This is a genomic window from Levilactobacillus yonginensis (assembly GCF_003946265.1).
Taxonomy (GTDB): Bacteria; Bacillota; Bacilli; order Lactobacillales; family Lactobacillaceae; genus Levilactobacillus; species Levilactobacillus yonginensis.
The window spans coordinates 1-16,080 of the sequence record NZ_RHNO01000031.1 but is presented as its reverse complement, the minus strand read 5'-3'; the positions used below and the strand labels follow the sequence as shown (position 1 = coordinate 16,080).

Here is a 16,080-nt window from a genome sequence, read left to right as displayed (position 1 = left end):
ATTTACTATCCGCCCGCATAGCGGGTGGTTTTTTGTTTCGCACGCTTTAGCGTGCTCAACCGGGCCTAAAGGCATAATACAAAAAGGGCTATTCCGGTAAATCCAGAATAGCCCTTTCGCTAACTATAAGTTTAATAATCAAGGTGGCGTTGGTCACAATAACTCAGTAATTCGGGTGACAACAAGAGATGCTGTTGCCGTAATTCCGCCAAATTGCAGGTACCAAGCAATGTCATGATCCGTTTCAAGCCCGTCTGCCAGCTTTGAAGCATGGCAACGGTGGCGTCTTCGTCAGTTCGTAAAAGACTATGTAGCACTTGACCGGCGCTACCGACGACACTGGCACCTAAGGCCAGTGCCTTGGCAGCATCTAGTGGGTGACGCACACCACCCGTAGCGATGACCTGTTGTTGCGGCACGCTATAGGCTTCTAACAGTGATTCGACGGTTGATTGCCCCCAGCCAGCCAGATAAGTCAGCTCTTTATCTGGTCGCCGGAAGTTTTCAATTTGCGCGAAGTTGGTGCCACCGCGACCACCGAGATCAACGTAGGTTACGCCGACCTTAGCCAGTTGTTCAAGAGTTTCTCTAGCCATGCCGAAGCCGACTTCCTTCACAATAACGGGGACGTTCAGTGCGGCTACCGTTTCACCAATCCCATTTAGCCAGTGGAAAGAACGGTCACCTTCAGGCATGACTAATTCCTGTGCAGTGTTGATGTGTAATTCCAAGGCGTTGGCGGCCAACATGTCGACCACCGCTTGTGCCTGGGCGACGGTGTGTCCGGCACCAATGTTGGCGAAGACCACACCGTCCGGGTTATTTTCCCGTAGCGGGGTAAACGTGGCAATTGCTGCGTCATCCTTCAAGGCGATGCTCTGAGAGCCACTTGCTACGGGCATTCCCGTAGCAGCAGCAATGCGGCCCAAGGCAGCATTGACCTTCCCAGTGCGGGGACTGCCACCGGTCATGGCTTCAATCATCAAGGGCACAGGGAGGGTCAACGGCCCCAGCTGCGTGGTGATATCCACGTCGCTGACTGCCATTTCAGGTAGGCTCTGGTGGACGAACCGCAGCTGATCAAATTGACTATCTGCCGTGGGCGTATAGAATTTTTCTGCGAGCGACAAGTGTTCATCCTTACGGTGAGCGTGACGTGAAATTTCCATGGCGGTCTCCTAACTATTCAATAACGTTGTGGACGTTGAGTTTGAGTGGTTCAATGCCGCGGCCTTCCCATTCGTGTAGCAGGTGGGCGAGGTCCTTGGCGGCGTTAATGATGACGATTCCGCAGTCACCACCACCGGCCCCGGAGGACTTAGCGGCCCCACCAATGTGTTCAGCAATGTCACACATGGTCTTCAGTAGCGTGGTTTCAATCGTGACGTGGCTTAGCGTAGCAAGCCGGTTCAGCAACTGCCGGTTAACGGCAATTTCGTGTTGAATGGCGTTGAGGTCTTGATTGTGAAACCCACCGATCATTCGTTGCAGGCACTCACGACTTTCACGAAGAAAGGCATGATAGTCCTTGCGGCGAGTGGCTTTGAACAGGGAAATTTTATCCACCAGGTGGGAGGTGGAAGCGGGAGTCCCAGTCCAACCGATCATTAGGCGGAGTGATTCTGGTGGCGTCAATAATTCCACTTCTAAGCCAGGCCAGTTGGCGTCCAGCAGTTGTTCCAAGGAAAGTTCCCGGCGTGCTGAGGCTAACCAGTCATGATCGAAGGCCTGGTAGGCAATCCAGCCACCATAGACGGAGGCGGCGATGTCACCCAATGACCCGTTGCCTTGGACGTCCAAGTGGGCAATGGCGGACAGCTTGAAGAGGCGGTCCTTGCTCATTGGAATGTCGTAGAACTGGCAGAGGGCTTTCACGGTAGCGACGGTGACGGCGGCGGAAGAGCCTAACCCGTATTTTTTCCCGTCGGCACTGTCTAAGTCACTGTTGACGTTTAAGTGATAGATGGCCAGGGGCTTACCCAAGGTTTGCGCATACTGTTCCGTTAAATGAATGGCGGACAGGATGTAGTGAAAGGGATTGTCCCGATTGTCAAAAATAAGCTCGGTTCCCTGGCGTTGCCAGTAAAGGGAGTTCTCTTGGTATTGTTTGGACGCAATGCGCCCATAGTCCTGACTGGGCGTGATTGTGACCGTAACAAATTGGTTGAGGGCGACGATGATCGCCGGATACCCTGGTTCAACCACGGCGTATTCGCCAGCAATATAGAGTTTTCCGGGTGCTTGCGCGGAAATCAAAGAATCAAGTCCCTTCTGTGACTAATAGATATTTTTATAGTGTAGCTTGTAAGTTAATGCCCGGTCCTGGGTGGGCAACGATAACGCTATTGGCACCAAATTGTGCCTTAAAACGTTTCGTGATCGCAGGAAGGTCCGGGGTTTGACAGAAGACCTTGACGTTCGGACCAGCGTCCAGCGTGTAGTAACAGGCAATTCCCTGTTCCCGCAAGGCTTGGACGGTGGCCATCGCGGCCAACGTATCACCGTTGAAATAACTGTACGGTGGGTTGGCACTTAAGGTGAGGGCGTGCATTCGCATGGCGTTGGCCTCTAAGATTTCACCCATAGTGGTGAAGTCGCGCGCTTGAATCGCCGGCTTGATGGCCGCCAAGTCTTGGTCGACCACGTTTTTCCAGGCTGGATAGTACGGCGAGGTCGTCACGCTGCTTTGCATGCCTTGCGTGGAGCTGACCTTCTTCTGCCGGGCATCCAGTACGAGTGCCACCACAGCAATCGGCCAGTCGACCGTCTCTTCAAACGGTTCGGCGTAAGAGCTGTGGTCGTCTGTGCCCGCGTGCCATTCGGCAAAACCACCGAAGATGGAGCGCGTTGCGGACCCAGACCCCCGACGTGCAAGCCGGGAAAGGTCCGTCCGCGAAAGGTTGAGCCCAGCAGCCTGACTAGCGGCAGCGGCTAAGGCCGCAAAAGCGGAGGCCGAGGATGCAAGTCCCGCTGCGGTTGGCACGTGATTGGTGGAGTCAACGCGAGCAAAAGCGGATTGCCCAGAACGTTGGCGCACGAGGTCTAAGAAGTTATGGACCTTGTGTCCTGCCTGCGTTGTCAGGAGTTGACCATTCAATGTGACTTCATCCTGAGTCAGGCTGGTATCAAACGTCACGGATGTATCCGTATAAAATTGATCCAAGGTGAGGGACAGGCTGCTAGTCTGTGGCAGCATGAGCTTCGTGTCTGCTTTGCCCCAGTACTTGATCAACGCAATGTTGGTGTGTGCTCGCGCGGTGGCCGCTGCGTTCATTGGGGTTCCTCCTCAAGGTTAAAGGCTTCTGTCCAGGTCTCAGTGGCGCCGGCGGCTAAGAGGGCCGTTTTGACGCGTCGAGTCGTAGCTAAATCGCGGCATAGGGCAATCAAACAACCACCCATACCGCCACCGGTCAATTTAGCGCCCAGGGCGCCGTTGTTGCTGGCGACTTGGGTCAACTGGTCAAGTTCCGGTGAACTTACACCGAGGCCTTTTAATTGAACCTGAGCGGTCGTGAGAATCTGACCGAGTTGTGTCAAATTGGGCGTGGCTAAGGCCGTACGGGCCTCATGACTTAGCTGGCCTAAGGTGTCGATTTGTTGCTGGGTCACTTGTGGAAAGGTGACCCGGCGTCGAGCGACCGCGGCGACCGCTTGGCCCGTTTGTCCCTTGATACCACTGTCGGCAATGACCAGGTAGCCCTGTAGTGTAAAGGGAATCTGCAAGGTTTCCTGGTGGGGTACGAACCAGACGGGAACGGGGGAACTAACCGTAGCGGCGTCAATACCACTGGGATTACCATGGGTAATCTTTTCGGCGATACCGGCCGTGGCGAGTAATTGTTCCCGGTTTAGCGGCCGGTCAAAGAATTGATACATGGCACGGGTAATGGCCACCGCCACGGCAGCGGAGGAGCCCATGCCACGTTCGGCAGGCAAATCGCTGGTAATGGTCATGTTAAAAGCCTGCTCCTGACCGTCGAAGCGGTCGAGCAGGACACTGATCAATTTAGCGACGCCCGCCAGGTTTTGGCCCATTTGGGAAATGGGTCCGTCGAAATAGCGACTGTTTAGAGTTTGCCCCGTCGTGGTCGTCGTCATGACGACCGTAGTGGTGACGGAAGGCAGGGGGAGAGCGATTGCCGGCTGACCGTACACAACGCTGTGGTCCCCGATGAGAATAATTTTGGCATTACTTTTCCCGATAGCCGTTCTACCCAAGTTATCTCGCTCGCTTTCTTCATCGATTTTATCTACCAGAATATCATACTCTACTGATTGCGGTTGTGCTAGTTTTGCAGATTAAAAACGTTAAAACAACCAAAAATTAACTCTTTCTATAGAAATAACACTAACTTTTGTTGGTTAACCTTTTTAACCAATTGGTCGCATTGGTTGTCGTTACTGGCCGCCACCGGTCACCAGGGAGGGGCCCCGCTGTGGGGACCGGAGAAAGCCTGAGAAGCGGTCTTTCTCCTCGACTTAAAGCCTCCCGAAAATCGCGCGAGTCTTTAAGCTCGTCCCACGCTGTAGGCTAGCTGAGAAACGCTAGCCAACACCGTCGACACGGCGTGGACCCTCCCTGGCAACCGGTGGCTTTGGGTAGTGAGACCCAAGATTGCCTAATCATGAGCTTGAGTGGGGTGATGGGCTACCTAAATATTTGTCAACTTGGAGCAGTTTGTTCGTTGTCAATTGAGCTCTTGTGACGGTTAGAAAAAATGATATGATGAAATTGTTTAAAATACATATATTTGGGGATGTCAAAAGATGCATCATAAGATTATTACTTCATTACTGCTCTTAGGAAGTCTAGGTTTAGGAACTTCCATACTCGATGATACGTCTGCACAAGCTGCTAGATGGCATAAAGGGGCGCCTAAGATTGCTCGTGGCACTTGGACTGATAAGCCGGCCGTTAAGGGTGGAGAGTATGACGTTTTGCAGATTAGTAAGAAAAAATTGGTTTTTGATGACAATACGCCAAATATGACGCATCTGAAGTACAAGAAGATGGGTAAACGTCGCTATAAATTCCGTGGTTACAACGGTGAGACTCGTCGACATCAATCAATGTCAACGATGTATTTTGTTAGTGTTCACCACGTAACTTTTAATGATTCTGGCAATCATCTTAGCCTGTACAAAAAGTAAAATAGTTTAAAACAGGTTTTCCGACATTTGGGAGACTTACTTTGTCTGGTGGCTAACGTTGCAGACTTTTTATCACGCATGGTGACCATACGCCAGCCACCAGTTAAATTATGAGGAAACACAATCTAAGGTGAAGGTGGTCAGGCACGGAGCCCGTGGTGGCCCTGTTAGGCCAAGCGGGCTACTTGGGCTTACAGGGCAAGGACGAGCTTTAAGACTCGAACTTTGAGGCTTAAAGTCGAGCCTAAAGACCGCCTCGCAGGCTTTAGGCGGTCCCACAGGCGGAGTACCTGACCACCGAACCGGCCTTTGGTAGTGAACGCAGAACTAATCACAAAAATCAAGGCGTAGCGTTGGCGGCCTAAGTGGTGTATCATAGTGCCAGTTATAAACGCAAATTGTGCAGAAATTGGTGAGCATACTATGGATAAAGACACGGTTTACGCGGTCGTAGATATTGAGACGACCGGAACCAGTGTGACAGATGGCGACCGCATTATCCAAATCGGGTGCGTCTTCGTCCAGCATAATAAAATCATTAATCACTTTGAAACGGACGTGAACCCCCTCAGAGAGATTCCGTCAGCGATTACCCGTCTGACGGGGATTTCGAACAAACGGGTCCGACACGCACCGTTATTTGATGACGTGGCGGGCACGTTGTACAGCCTATTGACCAATACGGTCTTCGTGGCCCACAACGTGAACTTTGACTTACCCTTCATTAACGCTGAGTTTGACCGCGTGGGGTATCCCGAACTGACGATTGCCGCGGTGGACACCGTTTCGTTGAGCCAGATTCTCTTGCCCACGGCGACTAGTTTTCGGTTACGCGATTTGAGCGGGCTCTTTAACATCGAGCACGACAATCCACATTCCGCGGACAGCGATGCCAGCGCGACGGCCGAACTGTTCATTTTCCTCTTCCGGCGGCTGCGGGCCTTACCACTGGTCACCCTGGAACAGATGATTCAGTTACACCCCGAACTACCGCTCCAAACGGCGGCACTTTTTGACGTGGCTAAACGGTTGAATGACCAGTCACCACGCAAATTGCCGGACTTTTTGTATGTGAAAAATGGGTTGGCGTTACGTAAGCCGACTGCGATGGCGACCACCACCTTGGCGGCGCCTAGCAAGTACCCGAAGACCAAGAAACAGAAACAAAGACTGATGCCGGAAAACCTAGAATGGCGTCCGGAACAAGCTAAGATGATGAATTACATTTACAACAACTACGCCGAGTCGGACCGGCACCCCGTCAAACAGATGATTGTGGAGGCACCGACCGGTATCGGGAAGAGCCTGGGGTACACGCTACCGTTCGCCTATCTGGGTCAAACGGGGAAGCAGGTCGTGGTCAGCACGGCGACTACGCTCTTGCAGGAACAACTGCTGAACCAGACGATTCCGTTGCTCAAACAGATCGTGCCGTTCACTGTTAACGCAGTCTTAGTTAAAGGGAGTCGCCACTACCTGGACCTCCAACGTTTCGCGACCACGTTAAAGGTGGCCGAGACGTCCAAGCAGACGCAACTGTTAAAGTTACGATTGCTAGTCTGGTTGACCATGACGACGACTGGTGACTTAGATGAGCTCCACCTGGCAACTTACCGAGCACCATACTTTCAAGAAATCGTGCACGAGGGGTCGGTGACGGCGGATAATCCGTTCTTCGAGGACGATTTTATTCGGCGCCGAGACCAGCGGATGGCGCAGGCGCAATTTATTATCGTGAACCACGCTTACCTGAGTGAGCACGCTTTAGATCTGGGTGAACGGTTGCATCAGCCTTATCTGATTGTGGATGAGGCCCAACACCTGCCGGACAGTACGCTCAAGCAGCGGCGAACGCAGGTGAAATTTGCCCAATTGATCAATGAATTGCACCACATTCAACGCGATATCAGTCGTGAAATTGGTCCCAGTCTATTGCAGCTCTTTGCCGACAATCGGGGAGCTACCGCGACCCTGAATCAGATGTTAGCCACCAGCGCGGCGCTGGAAAACCAGTTGACGGCGCTGATTGAGCGGTTGTTCCTCCGTTTTCTGGCTAGCAAACGCTTAAATAATCACAATCAGATCATTGAAGAATTGATTCCAGCCAAGGACCTAGCTGCCGAATTATCTCGTGGTGATGTGGCCAAGAAGGCCGCCAACACCACGAACGACCTCTTGGCCGAGTTGGGCAGCTTACGCCAACGGTTCGATCAACAACATGAACAATTTGTCGCTTCTGAACGCTACCTGTTTGAGCAGGTCGATACCCGGATTCACTTATTTGATGACCAAATGGCCCGCTTATTGACCATCTTTCAACAGGTGGCCGATCAGGCGCCAGCCAGTCTCTTTTGGTTAACGATCAACCACGTGGGTGACCGCAACAGCTTGCAAATGGCCAGCGGGTTACTCGCCACCGAAGGATTCTTACGGCAACACCTGTACGCTGGTTTTCAGCCCGTCTTACTTACGGGAGCCACGCTCTTTTCGTCTGGCCGTTCCCAGTACGTCCTGGACCAATTCGACCTCGACCGGGAAACGACCGCGACGCACCGTATGCGGTCGAGCTTTGACTACGCCAATCAGGCGGAGCTATTTGTGGCAGATTCTGGTCCGAACCTATCACGGGTGGCGCCGGCAGATTACATCACGTACCTGACAGCCGCCATTTCCCAAATTGCTGGCGCTGTGAACAAGCAGACGCTAGTTCTGTTCAACTCCTTAAGTGTGATCGAACAGGTCTATCAACAGCTGGTCAAACAACCGGAATTTGCTAAACGGGAAATCTTTGCGCAGGGCATTAGTGGCAGTAAGGAACGAATTGCAAAACGTTTCGCAACCAGTCATGGCGCCATCTTGTTAGGAGCAGCTAGTTTCTGGGAGGGCATCGACCTACCGGAAGAACAGCTGGAACTCTTGATTGTGACGCGGCTACCGTTTGATTCGCCGGACCGGGTATTTGTAAAGGCCAATTACGCGCGGTTAGAGGCCGCTGGCAAGAATCCGTTCTACAATGCGGCCTTGCCCGCCACCACGCTCAAATTGCGGCAGGGAATCGGACGACTGATTCGGACACCGCACGACCGCGGCGCGATTGTTATCTTAGATCAGCGGTTGATTGAAAAGACGTACGGCAAGAGTATTTTGCGGGCGTTACCAACCGACCTGAATCAAACGACCGGAGACGTGGGCGAAATTGCTCAAGGTTTACTTAATTTTTTCGAAAATCAACCGGACGACTCGGTGACACCACCGGAAGTCTGATATAATTGGGAAAGATTGAATTTTGACAAGGGAGTACGATGGTAAATTGATGAGACAACAGTATCAGCGGCGTCAGCGACCGCATCATTGGGTCTTGCTGAGTGTCTTAATCGTGATTTTGGCATTGCTGATCAGTGGTGCGTACGTCATTAATAAGGCAACTAAGCCGCTTAGTCAGCAACAGGCGCGGGCCGAAACGGTCGCGAAAAAGTCTGGGCATTTGACCAGCGTCAATAGCTTCTACTGGACGAACTTAGATACGACCTACTACACGGTTGCTGGCACGAACAAGGCCAAACAGGCCGTTTATGCCATTGTACCCAAGTCGGGGAAGAACGTTACCGTTTTGAAGCAGAGTGCTGGGATGTCCCGGAACACGGCCTTAAAGCAAGCTTGGCAACGTAACCCGAAGAAGGTGCTTTCTGCCGCACTGTGCTTGTTTAACGGCAAGCCAGCTTGGCAAGTGAGTTACCTGAATAAGAGTGGGGAACTCTGCTACCTCACGTTCCAGTACAGTAATGGCAAAGTTTTACAACAAATCGCGAATATTTAAGGGTCAAAAAGGAGGGTGGCGCATGCAACTTTCACGACGCGCATTAGCCGTCAAGCCATCGGCAACGTTAAAGACGTCGCAACAGGCGCAGGAGTTACAGGCACAGGGAATTGATGTTATCAACTTAGGATTGGGTCAACCGGACTTTGATACGCCGACCAGCATTAAAGAGGCCGCGGTCACGTCGATTCGGGCCAACGAAGTGGATAGTTATACGGCAACGGCGGGGATTCTGCCACTGCGTCAGGCGATTGCGGATTCTTTAGCAACCAAGCAGGGCGTACAGGTGTCGCCGGATCAGGTCGTGGTCACGACGGGTGCTAAAATGGCGCTCTACACTTTGTTCCAAGTTATCCTGAATCCTGGGGATGACGTGTTGTTGCCAGCACCATACTGGGTCAGTTACAGTGAACAGGTGAAGTTGGCGGGTGGTCATCCAATCGAGGTTACCCCGAGCGCTTCACTCAAGGTAACGCCAGAACAACTTGATGCCGCTGTCACCCCAACGACGCAGGCCATTGTGCTGAACTCGCCTCAGAATCCGAGTGGTATCGTCTACTCTAAGACCGAGCTACAAGCAATTGGGGACTGGGCGGTTCGTCACGACATTATCGTGGTTGCCGATGAGATCTACGGCGACCTGGTCTATGACGAACAGGCACCAGCACCGTCGATGTTGACCCTGGGAACTGCAGTGGCTGAGCACACCGTTTTGGTCAACGGCGTCTCCAAGACGTACGCGATGACCGGCTGGCGAATCGGCTACACAGTGGCTAACCAACAGATTACGACGGCGATGAAGAACGTGTTGTCCCACATGACGGGTAACGCCGCAGCGGTCAGTCAGGCGGCGGCTCTAGCAGCCTTAACTGGTGATCAAACGCCAGTGGGGCAAATGAACGCAGCCTTTAAGCAACGACTCGATTTGGTCTACCCATTGTTGGCGGCCATTCCAGGTTTTAGCCTGCCACAGAAGCCGCAGGGGGCGTTTTACCTCTTTCCAGATGTCAGTGAAGCAATGGCTATGAAGGGCTTCCAGACGACCGATGAGTTTGTGTCGGCAGTCTTAAATGAGGCGCACGTAGCCGTGGTCACCGGGGAAGCGTTTGGCCTGCCCCAACACATTCGGTTGAGCTACGCCACCGACTCGGAGAAACTCCGGACGGCAATGGCACGACTAAGCCAATTTATGGAAAATAATTAAATGAGCTTTAGGGAGAGACTGGGAAAAAACTCCCGGTCTCGTTTTTTCTCTAAGGCCCAGGAAACCCTTTTGAGGAGGATGCGGAAGCTTATGGATGAATTTATACAGCGGTACGTTGCGGCTGGTCAGACCAGCTTAGCGAATTACCTGCTCGACCACTTTAGAGAAGTGGGGATGACCACCGACCAGCTCTTGATCTACCTACAATTGCGCCGCTACATGGACCAGGGCATCTCACTGCCCGATGCAGACGAGATTGCGGCCCACCTGGGCTGGGATAAGCAGCGGGTCTACCAGCTGTTGCATGAAATGATCAGTCATAAATTAATGACGATTACGACCGTGACCGACAGCCAGGGGCAGAAGCAAGATGCCTACGATTTTCGCTTGTTGACGGAGCGGTTGAGTCAGCTCGCCGTTCAGGAAACGCACCAAGAAGTGAAGCAAACGGTGACCAATGAACGGTCCACGGTCTTCAACGCCATTGAGACGGAGTTTGGCCGGCCGTTGTCTCCATTAGAAATGGAAAGCATTAGTCAGTGGCTCGACCAGGACCACTATAAGCCAGAACTGATTCAACTTGCCTTGAAGGAGGCCGTGTTGAGTCAGGCGTACAGCTTGAAGTACATGGATCGCATCCTGTTGAGTTGGGAGAAGAAACACCTGACCACGGCCGTTCAGGTCCAAAAGGAACGGGAACGGCAAGAACCCCGGCACGCAGCTAAGCCAACGGCGCAACCGGGTGGCAGCGATATTCCAGATGTCCCCATCTTTAAACTAACGGACGATTAGAGTTAACCTGTAAATTATGGTGGAAGTTGTCGCACTCCGGTGGTCAGAGGCGGTGCCTGCTGTGGGGACGCTTCAGCCGAAAGGCGGGCTTCTCGCTCGTTTTTAAGCCAGGGAACCCACCTGTCTTCAAAAGCGCCCATGGCCTAAGCTAGAAAATCACTAGCTAACGCCATTTTCACAGCTGGCACCACCTCTGACCACCTCCGGCTTAAATTGTGTTAACTGTTGGAATTGTTTGCCAGTTAAGCTTGTTCTAACACTGGTGTTAGCAGGTTGTAGATAGTACCTTATCGGCCGCCAGATATGGGATAGAATGGTGCAGACGCAACTTGAAGCCTCGAAAGAACCGAGTCCCCAGCTTGGACTTCTGCTAAGCCAGTAGGGAAAACACCTACTGACAAAGCAGAACGACGCGCCTGAGCTCATATCTGGCAACCTCTCGGCGTATACAGTATTTTATTGAGGAATAATCCGGTAACTGGTATCGGCCGACCTCTAGAGTGATATGAGTAGATATTTCAGCAATGTTTCTGTTAAATCGTAATCAGAGCCGGAGGTGGCCAGGGAGGTAGCCGGCCGTGAAAGTGGTGTTAACTGGTTTTTTTTGCCAGTTTACAGCACGGGCGACTTTGAAGACACGGGGTTTTGCGTGGCTTCAAATCGAGCGAGAAGCCCGTTCTTTGGCTGAAGAGTCCCCACAGCAGGCTACCTCCCTGGCTGCCGGAGTGCGGTCCACGTACACTATTAATATACAAACTAATTCTATGAAAAAAACGCTAGAAGCAGCCCACAGCCGTTTCTAGCATTTTTACGTCTATAGTTAGTAATTTACTGTATCTGATACTGTAACCGCACCAGTTTGGACGCACCCTTACTGGTAAAGTTTTCACCGAGATTCATCTGCCATAACTGATCGGTGATCTGCAGCTGATGGTCGTTGATATATTCAGCGAGAATCTTTAGCGCAATACAAATGTTTTTGGTGTCATTAGTGGTGTCAATCGAAACGAACTGACCCGCTGGTTTCTTGATCAAGGGTAGATCACCGGTGTTGGTCCGCGCGGAGACCGCCTTTAAAATACAAAACGAAGCGGTGGGGTAATCGTTAGCACTGCTGTCGGGTAATTGGGTCAAAAAGCCTGAGTCACGTTGATTCACGAGATTGATTTTTCCCAGTTGCTCGTAGAATTCAGCATAGATTTCGGCGATTTCTTCCTCGGTGCAGGCGACTGATTGGCGCGACCGGCAGAACAGGCTTGCTTCACCTGTTACGATTTTGGGTTGATTCTTCGAGAAGGCTGCGGTCGTTTCGGGTTGCTTGAACCGCGTTGTGAGGGTCTCCTTCAACAGGGTCAAGTTGTCGAGTTGGTCGTTGATTTCAGCCAGGATACCTTGCAAGTCAGTGTCCAGTGAACCATCGTTGGTCGTTTTGGTTAACGCCTTGATTTGGGCAATGGGGAGTCCCAGTCGCCGTAATTGGAGAATAAAAGTTAGCTGATACAACTGATCATAGTCATAGTAGCGGTAACCGTTGTCCGCAACTTTTCTGGGTTTGAAGAGGTTTTTTTCATCGTAGAACAGGAGTGTTCGACGGGTGGTCCCGGATAATTTGGCAAAATTTTGAATCGTTAACATCAAATTCCCCTCTCATGGCTTGACTGTTCCGTTACGTTATACTTTATACTGATGCTGTTGATTAAGCAAATAGCTAAATGAGTGGAGGAAAAATAATGCGAGCAATTGTGATTGATAAGCCGGGTGACACGAGCGTTTTGAAGATGGTGGACCGGCCAATTCCCCGGGCCGATGCGACGCATTCAGTCATGCGGATTCATGCGTTTGGCGTGCACCGTTATGAAGTGTTGACGCGGGCCGGAGGGTCACCCGCAGTCAAGTTCCCTCGTGTGATTGGGGTCGAAGCGGTCGGTGAAGTGACTGAACCCGCTACGAACAGCCAGTTAAAGGTTGGTCAAAAGGTCATGACGATGATGGGTGGCTTTGGCCGCGAAGTCGACGGGAGTTACCAAGAATTTGCGCTGGTCGCTGATGAAAACCTGTACCCAGTAGACTATGACGGTGATTGGTTCACGTTGGCCCAGTATCCCGAAAACTTTTACACGGCCATTGGTGCCGTGAAGTCGCTCTCACTGACAGCGGGACAAACGTTGCTGATTCGCGGCGGTACCAGTGCCGTGGGCTTGGCTGCCATTAAGTTGGCCAAGGTGTTTGGCCTGAAAGTAACTGCCACCACGCGGCGGAAGACCATGCTGGCTGAACTGATTGAAAATGGGGCGGACGATGCCATCTTGGATACCGACAATAGTTTGGTGACCGACCAGAGTTTTGACGGGATCATCGACATGGTGGGCACCGTCACCCTGGCCAATTCCGTTACACACTTGAACCAGGGCGGTACGGTCTGCCTAATTGGGTTGTTGGCCGGTGAGTGGATCGTAGAGAACTTCAACCCATTCATCCTAGCGGGCAAGTCACTCACGGTGTTTGACACGACCGACGTTCAACAGGATCTGGTGGACGAGATGTTTAAGTTGATCAAGGAAAATGACTTACAGATTCCAATTGCCAAGGTCTTCAAACTGGCTGACATTCAGGCTGCTCACAAGTACGTGATGGAAAGCCGGGAGTTGGGCCAGGTTATCGTTGATAACGACTAAGACGACATAGAGATTAAATGAAACGAAGAGAGTAAGATTGAGTGCTTTCAGGCACCCGTGCCAGTAACGTATACTGAGCAATAAGCATGAGGCTGGGAGAATCTCCCAGTCTTTTTTTGTGCCAACTTATTAAGGTTACTGTTCAAAGGTGATGTTAGCGCTGAGTTACACCGTCATGGCGTAGTAAAATCAGAGTTAAGGCTAGTGATGGTTTGAAGGGGAGTCCTAGCATGGTCGATAAACGAAGACTTAAATACTTTATGAGTGGTGTAATGATATTGGTGGTAGGGGTTGGCTTGGCGAGAATTGTGACGGGCGAGTTGCATCTAAAGGATGTTTTGTTATTTGCCGTGCTTATTGCGGGGACCGTGAAAGCTTTCAGTTAGCCACGCATTGTAGATCAGATTTTAACAGTGTTTAGGCTAGTGATTGATTATGAAAATGGAAATGAAATAAGGCGGGTCCGTAAGATTGTATCTGAATGACAATCTTACGGACCCTTTGGCAGTTGCTAAGTATTGTAATCTAAATATTTTCTCACTATAATGGTACTTATCCTACATAAAGAAAAGAGTGAATTATTTTGAAGTCTAAAGCTGCAAAGTTGGCCATCGTAGCGACCTTAAGCCTAGGTCTCGGAATTAGTGTTTTAAGTGATCCAATTACATATGATAGTAATGGCGTGACCGTCGCACAAGCCAGCAAAAAGAATAAAGTTCTTCGCTATAAGAAGTTAGCTAAGAAGGCTGTTCATGTTTCTAAAGGGAATATGTATTCATCGGCTAAGCTCAGCAAAATCTCTCATAAGGCTAAGAACTATAAGCACACCACTTTCTATCGGACTAAGCAAGCTAAGGTTGTTAAGGCTAACAAGAAGACTGCTGTTTATAACTATATCAAATCAGGCAATGGTAAGACTAAGGGCTGGATTTGGCACGGTTATGTGAAGAATGGCAAGGCTCCAAAGGCTAAGACAAAGTCAAGTAAGGCTGTAGCCACGAGTGCTAAGTCAAGTTCTTCTGTAAGCTCAAGCAATAAGATTAGTAAGAGTATGCTGAAGAGCATGAAAAAGGTCATGAGTAATTCCAGTAATCCAGCAGTGATTAATAATTGGCTGCTTAAGCCAGGTAAAAAAGGTTCTGGAGCATTAACTGATTCTAAAGGATACTTGAAAGTAGCTAAGGGAACGAAGAAATATATGTTAGATGACTATGGATATGTTGGAACGTTGTCGAATGGTAATCGAATTTTAGGTAAAAATGATCATCCTAAATATGCTTTCGAAGTTATGCCGGGAACTTATTCGAATAGTGAAACTTTCACTAATAACTCTAATCATTGGAAGTTATACTATATTTCTGGAAATGGAAAAAATGGTAAGAAGATTTTAGCTGAACCACATTCAGGGTTTAAGTATTTTGGTGATTTAGAAGAAGATTTGGCACCGGCATTGAGTGCTATTCCATTGAATATCAAGTCTTCTCCAAATTCAGTTTTATATAATTGGCATAGTAAGATTGTTTTAGTGAATAAAGTAGCTGCGGATAGTGGATTGTGGCGATAATTGAATATTAGACTTAATAAAAAACACCCTACTTATTAGGGTGTTTTTTATTATACATCATCATAATTTTACCCCACCAGTGTGGGGAATACAAATAGTTATTCCGTTGTTTGTCGTCATCGGTAGGATCACCCTCACTAACGTGAGGAATACAGCTACATATATATAATAACAACATTTTGTAATTATCCCAAATTTTTACTAAGTAGTTGTGTTTTGATTATCTTTATGTCAATTCATGAAACTCACGACACATCTTCTCCATCTGCTTGTAGTTAAGACAAATTTGATTAACGAACGGAACATAATGGTTACATCTCAAGTCATATACCTTAGCACTCTTCTTCAGAATTCTATCAGTGTTAGACTTCACCCATAGCCATTCTTTTGATAATAACAAATAACGTCGTGGATCAGTCTTTTCAAATTTGTGAAAATCTAAAGGGGTCCAATCTGCATCAGTAACGGGGATCATATCATTCAACAACAAATACCCTAAAAGTCCTTTGTTTTTTGTGAAGTCACCCCAAACCTTCATTGTAACCTGACTATTTACATTTTTATTGGTCTTCTTCGATTCCAATGGTGCAAAATAAGTATAATCACCAAAACGCAAGACAACGCCTAAATATGGACGATGACTTTTGTTCATTAGAACTCGTGATTCGTTTCTTCTCAAATAATATAGTCGGTATTAACGTAACCAAATTCCAAATTTAAGCTTCAGGCAGTAGTCTTTTAAAGATTAAATCTTCTTCTGATTCTGTTTTGTATAATTGGAAGAAGAAAATTGTTTTGGTGACGAATTGTCAAATCAAGTGTAACTTTGTCCCAAAGAAAACTTCAGATGGACTCTTCCAGCCTAAAATCTTGCGTG

13 protein-coding genes are annotated in these 16,080 nt (G+C 49.7%); 7 read left to right on the top strand and 6 right to left on the bottom strand.

The genetic code is table 11. The features are described from left to right. Positions 1-131: 131 nt before the first annotated feature. Genes fni through mvk form a run of 4 tightly spaced genes read right to left on the bottom strand, consistent with a single transcriptional unit; the run spans position 132 to position 4,218 of the window. Positions 132-1,169, bottom strand: a complete 1,038-nt coding sequence (fni, locus tag EKM87_RS11325; RefSeq protein ID WP_125684842.1) for a type 2 isopentenyl-diphosphate Delta-isomerase — start codon at positions 1,167-1,169, stop codon at positions 132-134. A gap of 13 nt (positions 1,170-1,182) precedes the next feature. Further along, complete coding sequence (locus EKM87_RS11320; protein ID WP_125684840.1) at positions 1,183-2,256, bottom strand: phosphomevalonate kinase; 1,074 nt, start codon at positions 2,254-2,256, stop codon at positions 1,183-1,185. Between the two features lie 34 nt (positions 2,257-2,290). Further along, entirely contained in the window at positions 2,291-3,274 is a 984-nt protein-coding gene (mvaD, locus tag EKM87_RS11315) for a diphosphomevalonate decarboxylase (protein ID WP_125684838.1), read from the bottom strand. Next, positions 3,271-4,218 carry a mevalonate kinase gene (mvk, locus tag EKM87_RS11310; protein WP_125684836.1) on the bottom strand — a complete coding sequence of 316 codons (948 nt, stop codon included), beginning with the start codon at positions 4,216-4,218 and terminating at the stop codon, positions 3,271-3,273. Before mvk ends, mvaD begins: the two co-directional genes overlap by 4 nt. Positions 4,219-4,767: 549 nt before the next feature. On the opposite strand from mvk, the gene EKM87_RS11305 reads away from it, so the two are divergent. The 5 genes from EKM87_RS11305 to EKM87_RS11285 all read left to right on the top strand — a co-directional run bounded on the left by EKM87_RS11305 (position 4,768) and on the right by EKM87_RS11285 (position 10,964). After that, the gene (locus EKM87_RS11305; RefSeq protein ID WP_125684834.1) at positions 4,768-5,151 is read left to right on the top strand and encodes a hypothetical protein; all 384 of its coding nucleotides are present in this window, start codon (positions 4,768-4,770) and stop codon (positions 5,149-5,151) included. 423 nt (positions 5,152-5,574) lie between these two features. After that, positions 5,575-8,415, top strand: coding sequence for a helicase C-terminal domain-containing protein (locus EKM87_RS11300; protein ID WP_125684832.1), 2,841 nt, complete (start codon positions 5,575-5,577; stop codon positions 8,413-8,415). A gap of 49 nt (positions 8,416-8,464) precedes the next feature. After that, the gene (locus EKM87_RS11295; RefSeq protein WP_125684830.1) at positions 8,465-8,968 is read left to right on the top strand and encodes a cell wall elongation regulator TseB-like domain-containing protein; all 504 of its coding nucleotides are present in this window, start codon (positions 8,465-8,467) and stop codon (positions 8,966-8,968) included. 22 nt (positions 8,969-8,990) lie between these two features. Continuing rightward, the gene (locus EKM87_RS11290) at positions 8,991-10,172 is read left to right on the top strand and encodes a pyridoxal phosphate-dependent aminotransferase (RefSeq protein ID WP_125684828.1); all 1,182 of its coding nucleotides are present in this window, start codon (positions 8,991-8,993) and stop codon (positions 10,170-10,172) included. A gap of 90 nt (positions 10,173-10,262) precedes the next feature. Next, complete coding sequence (locus EKM87_RS11285) at positions 10,263-10,964, top strand: DnaD domain-containing protein (RefSeq protein ID WP_125684826.1); 702 nt, start codon at positions 10,263-10,265, stop codon at positions 10,962-10,964. Positions 10,965-11,792: 828 nt separating this feature from the next. Here EKM87_RS11285 and EKM87_RS11280 read toward each other — a convergent pair. After that, positions 11,793-12,599 carry a MerR family transcriptional regulator gene (locus EKM87_RS11280; RefSeq protein WP_125684824.1) on the bottom strand — a complete coding sequence of 269 codons (807 nt, stop codon included), beginning with the start codon at positions 12,597-12,599 and terminating at the stop codon, positions 11,793-11,795. A 95-nt stretch (positions 12,600-12,694) separates the two neighbouring features. On the opposite strand from EKM87_RS11280, the gene EKM87_RS11275 reads away from it, so the two are divergent. Beyond that, positions 12,695-13,639, top strand: coding sequence for a zinc-binding dehydrogenase (locus tag EKM87_RS11275; protein WP_125684822.1), 945 nt, complete (start codon positions 12,695-12,697; stop codon positions 13,637-13,639). A 583-nt stretch (positions 13,640-14,222) separates the two neighbouring features. Next, complete coding sequence (locus EKM87_RS11270) at positions 14,223-15,203, top strand: hypothetical protein (protein WP_125684820.1); 981 nt, start codon at positions 14,223-14,225, stop codon at positions 15,201-15,203. Between the two features lie 226 nt (positions 15,204-15,429). Here the strand turns inward: EKM87_RS11270 and EKM87_RS11265 are convergent, their stop codons facing one another. Continuing rightward, positions 15,430-15,882, bottom strand: a complete 453-nt coding sequence (locus tag EKM87_RS11265) for a type III toxin-antitoxin system ToxN/AbiQ family toxin (protein ID WP_225428446.1) — start codon at positions 15,880-15,882, stop codon at positions 15,430-15,432. Positions 15,883-16,080: the final 198 nt, after the last annotated feature.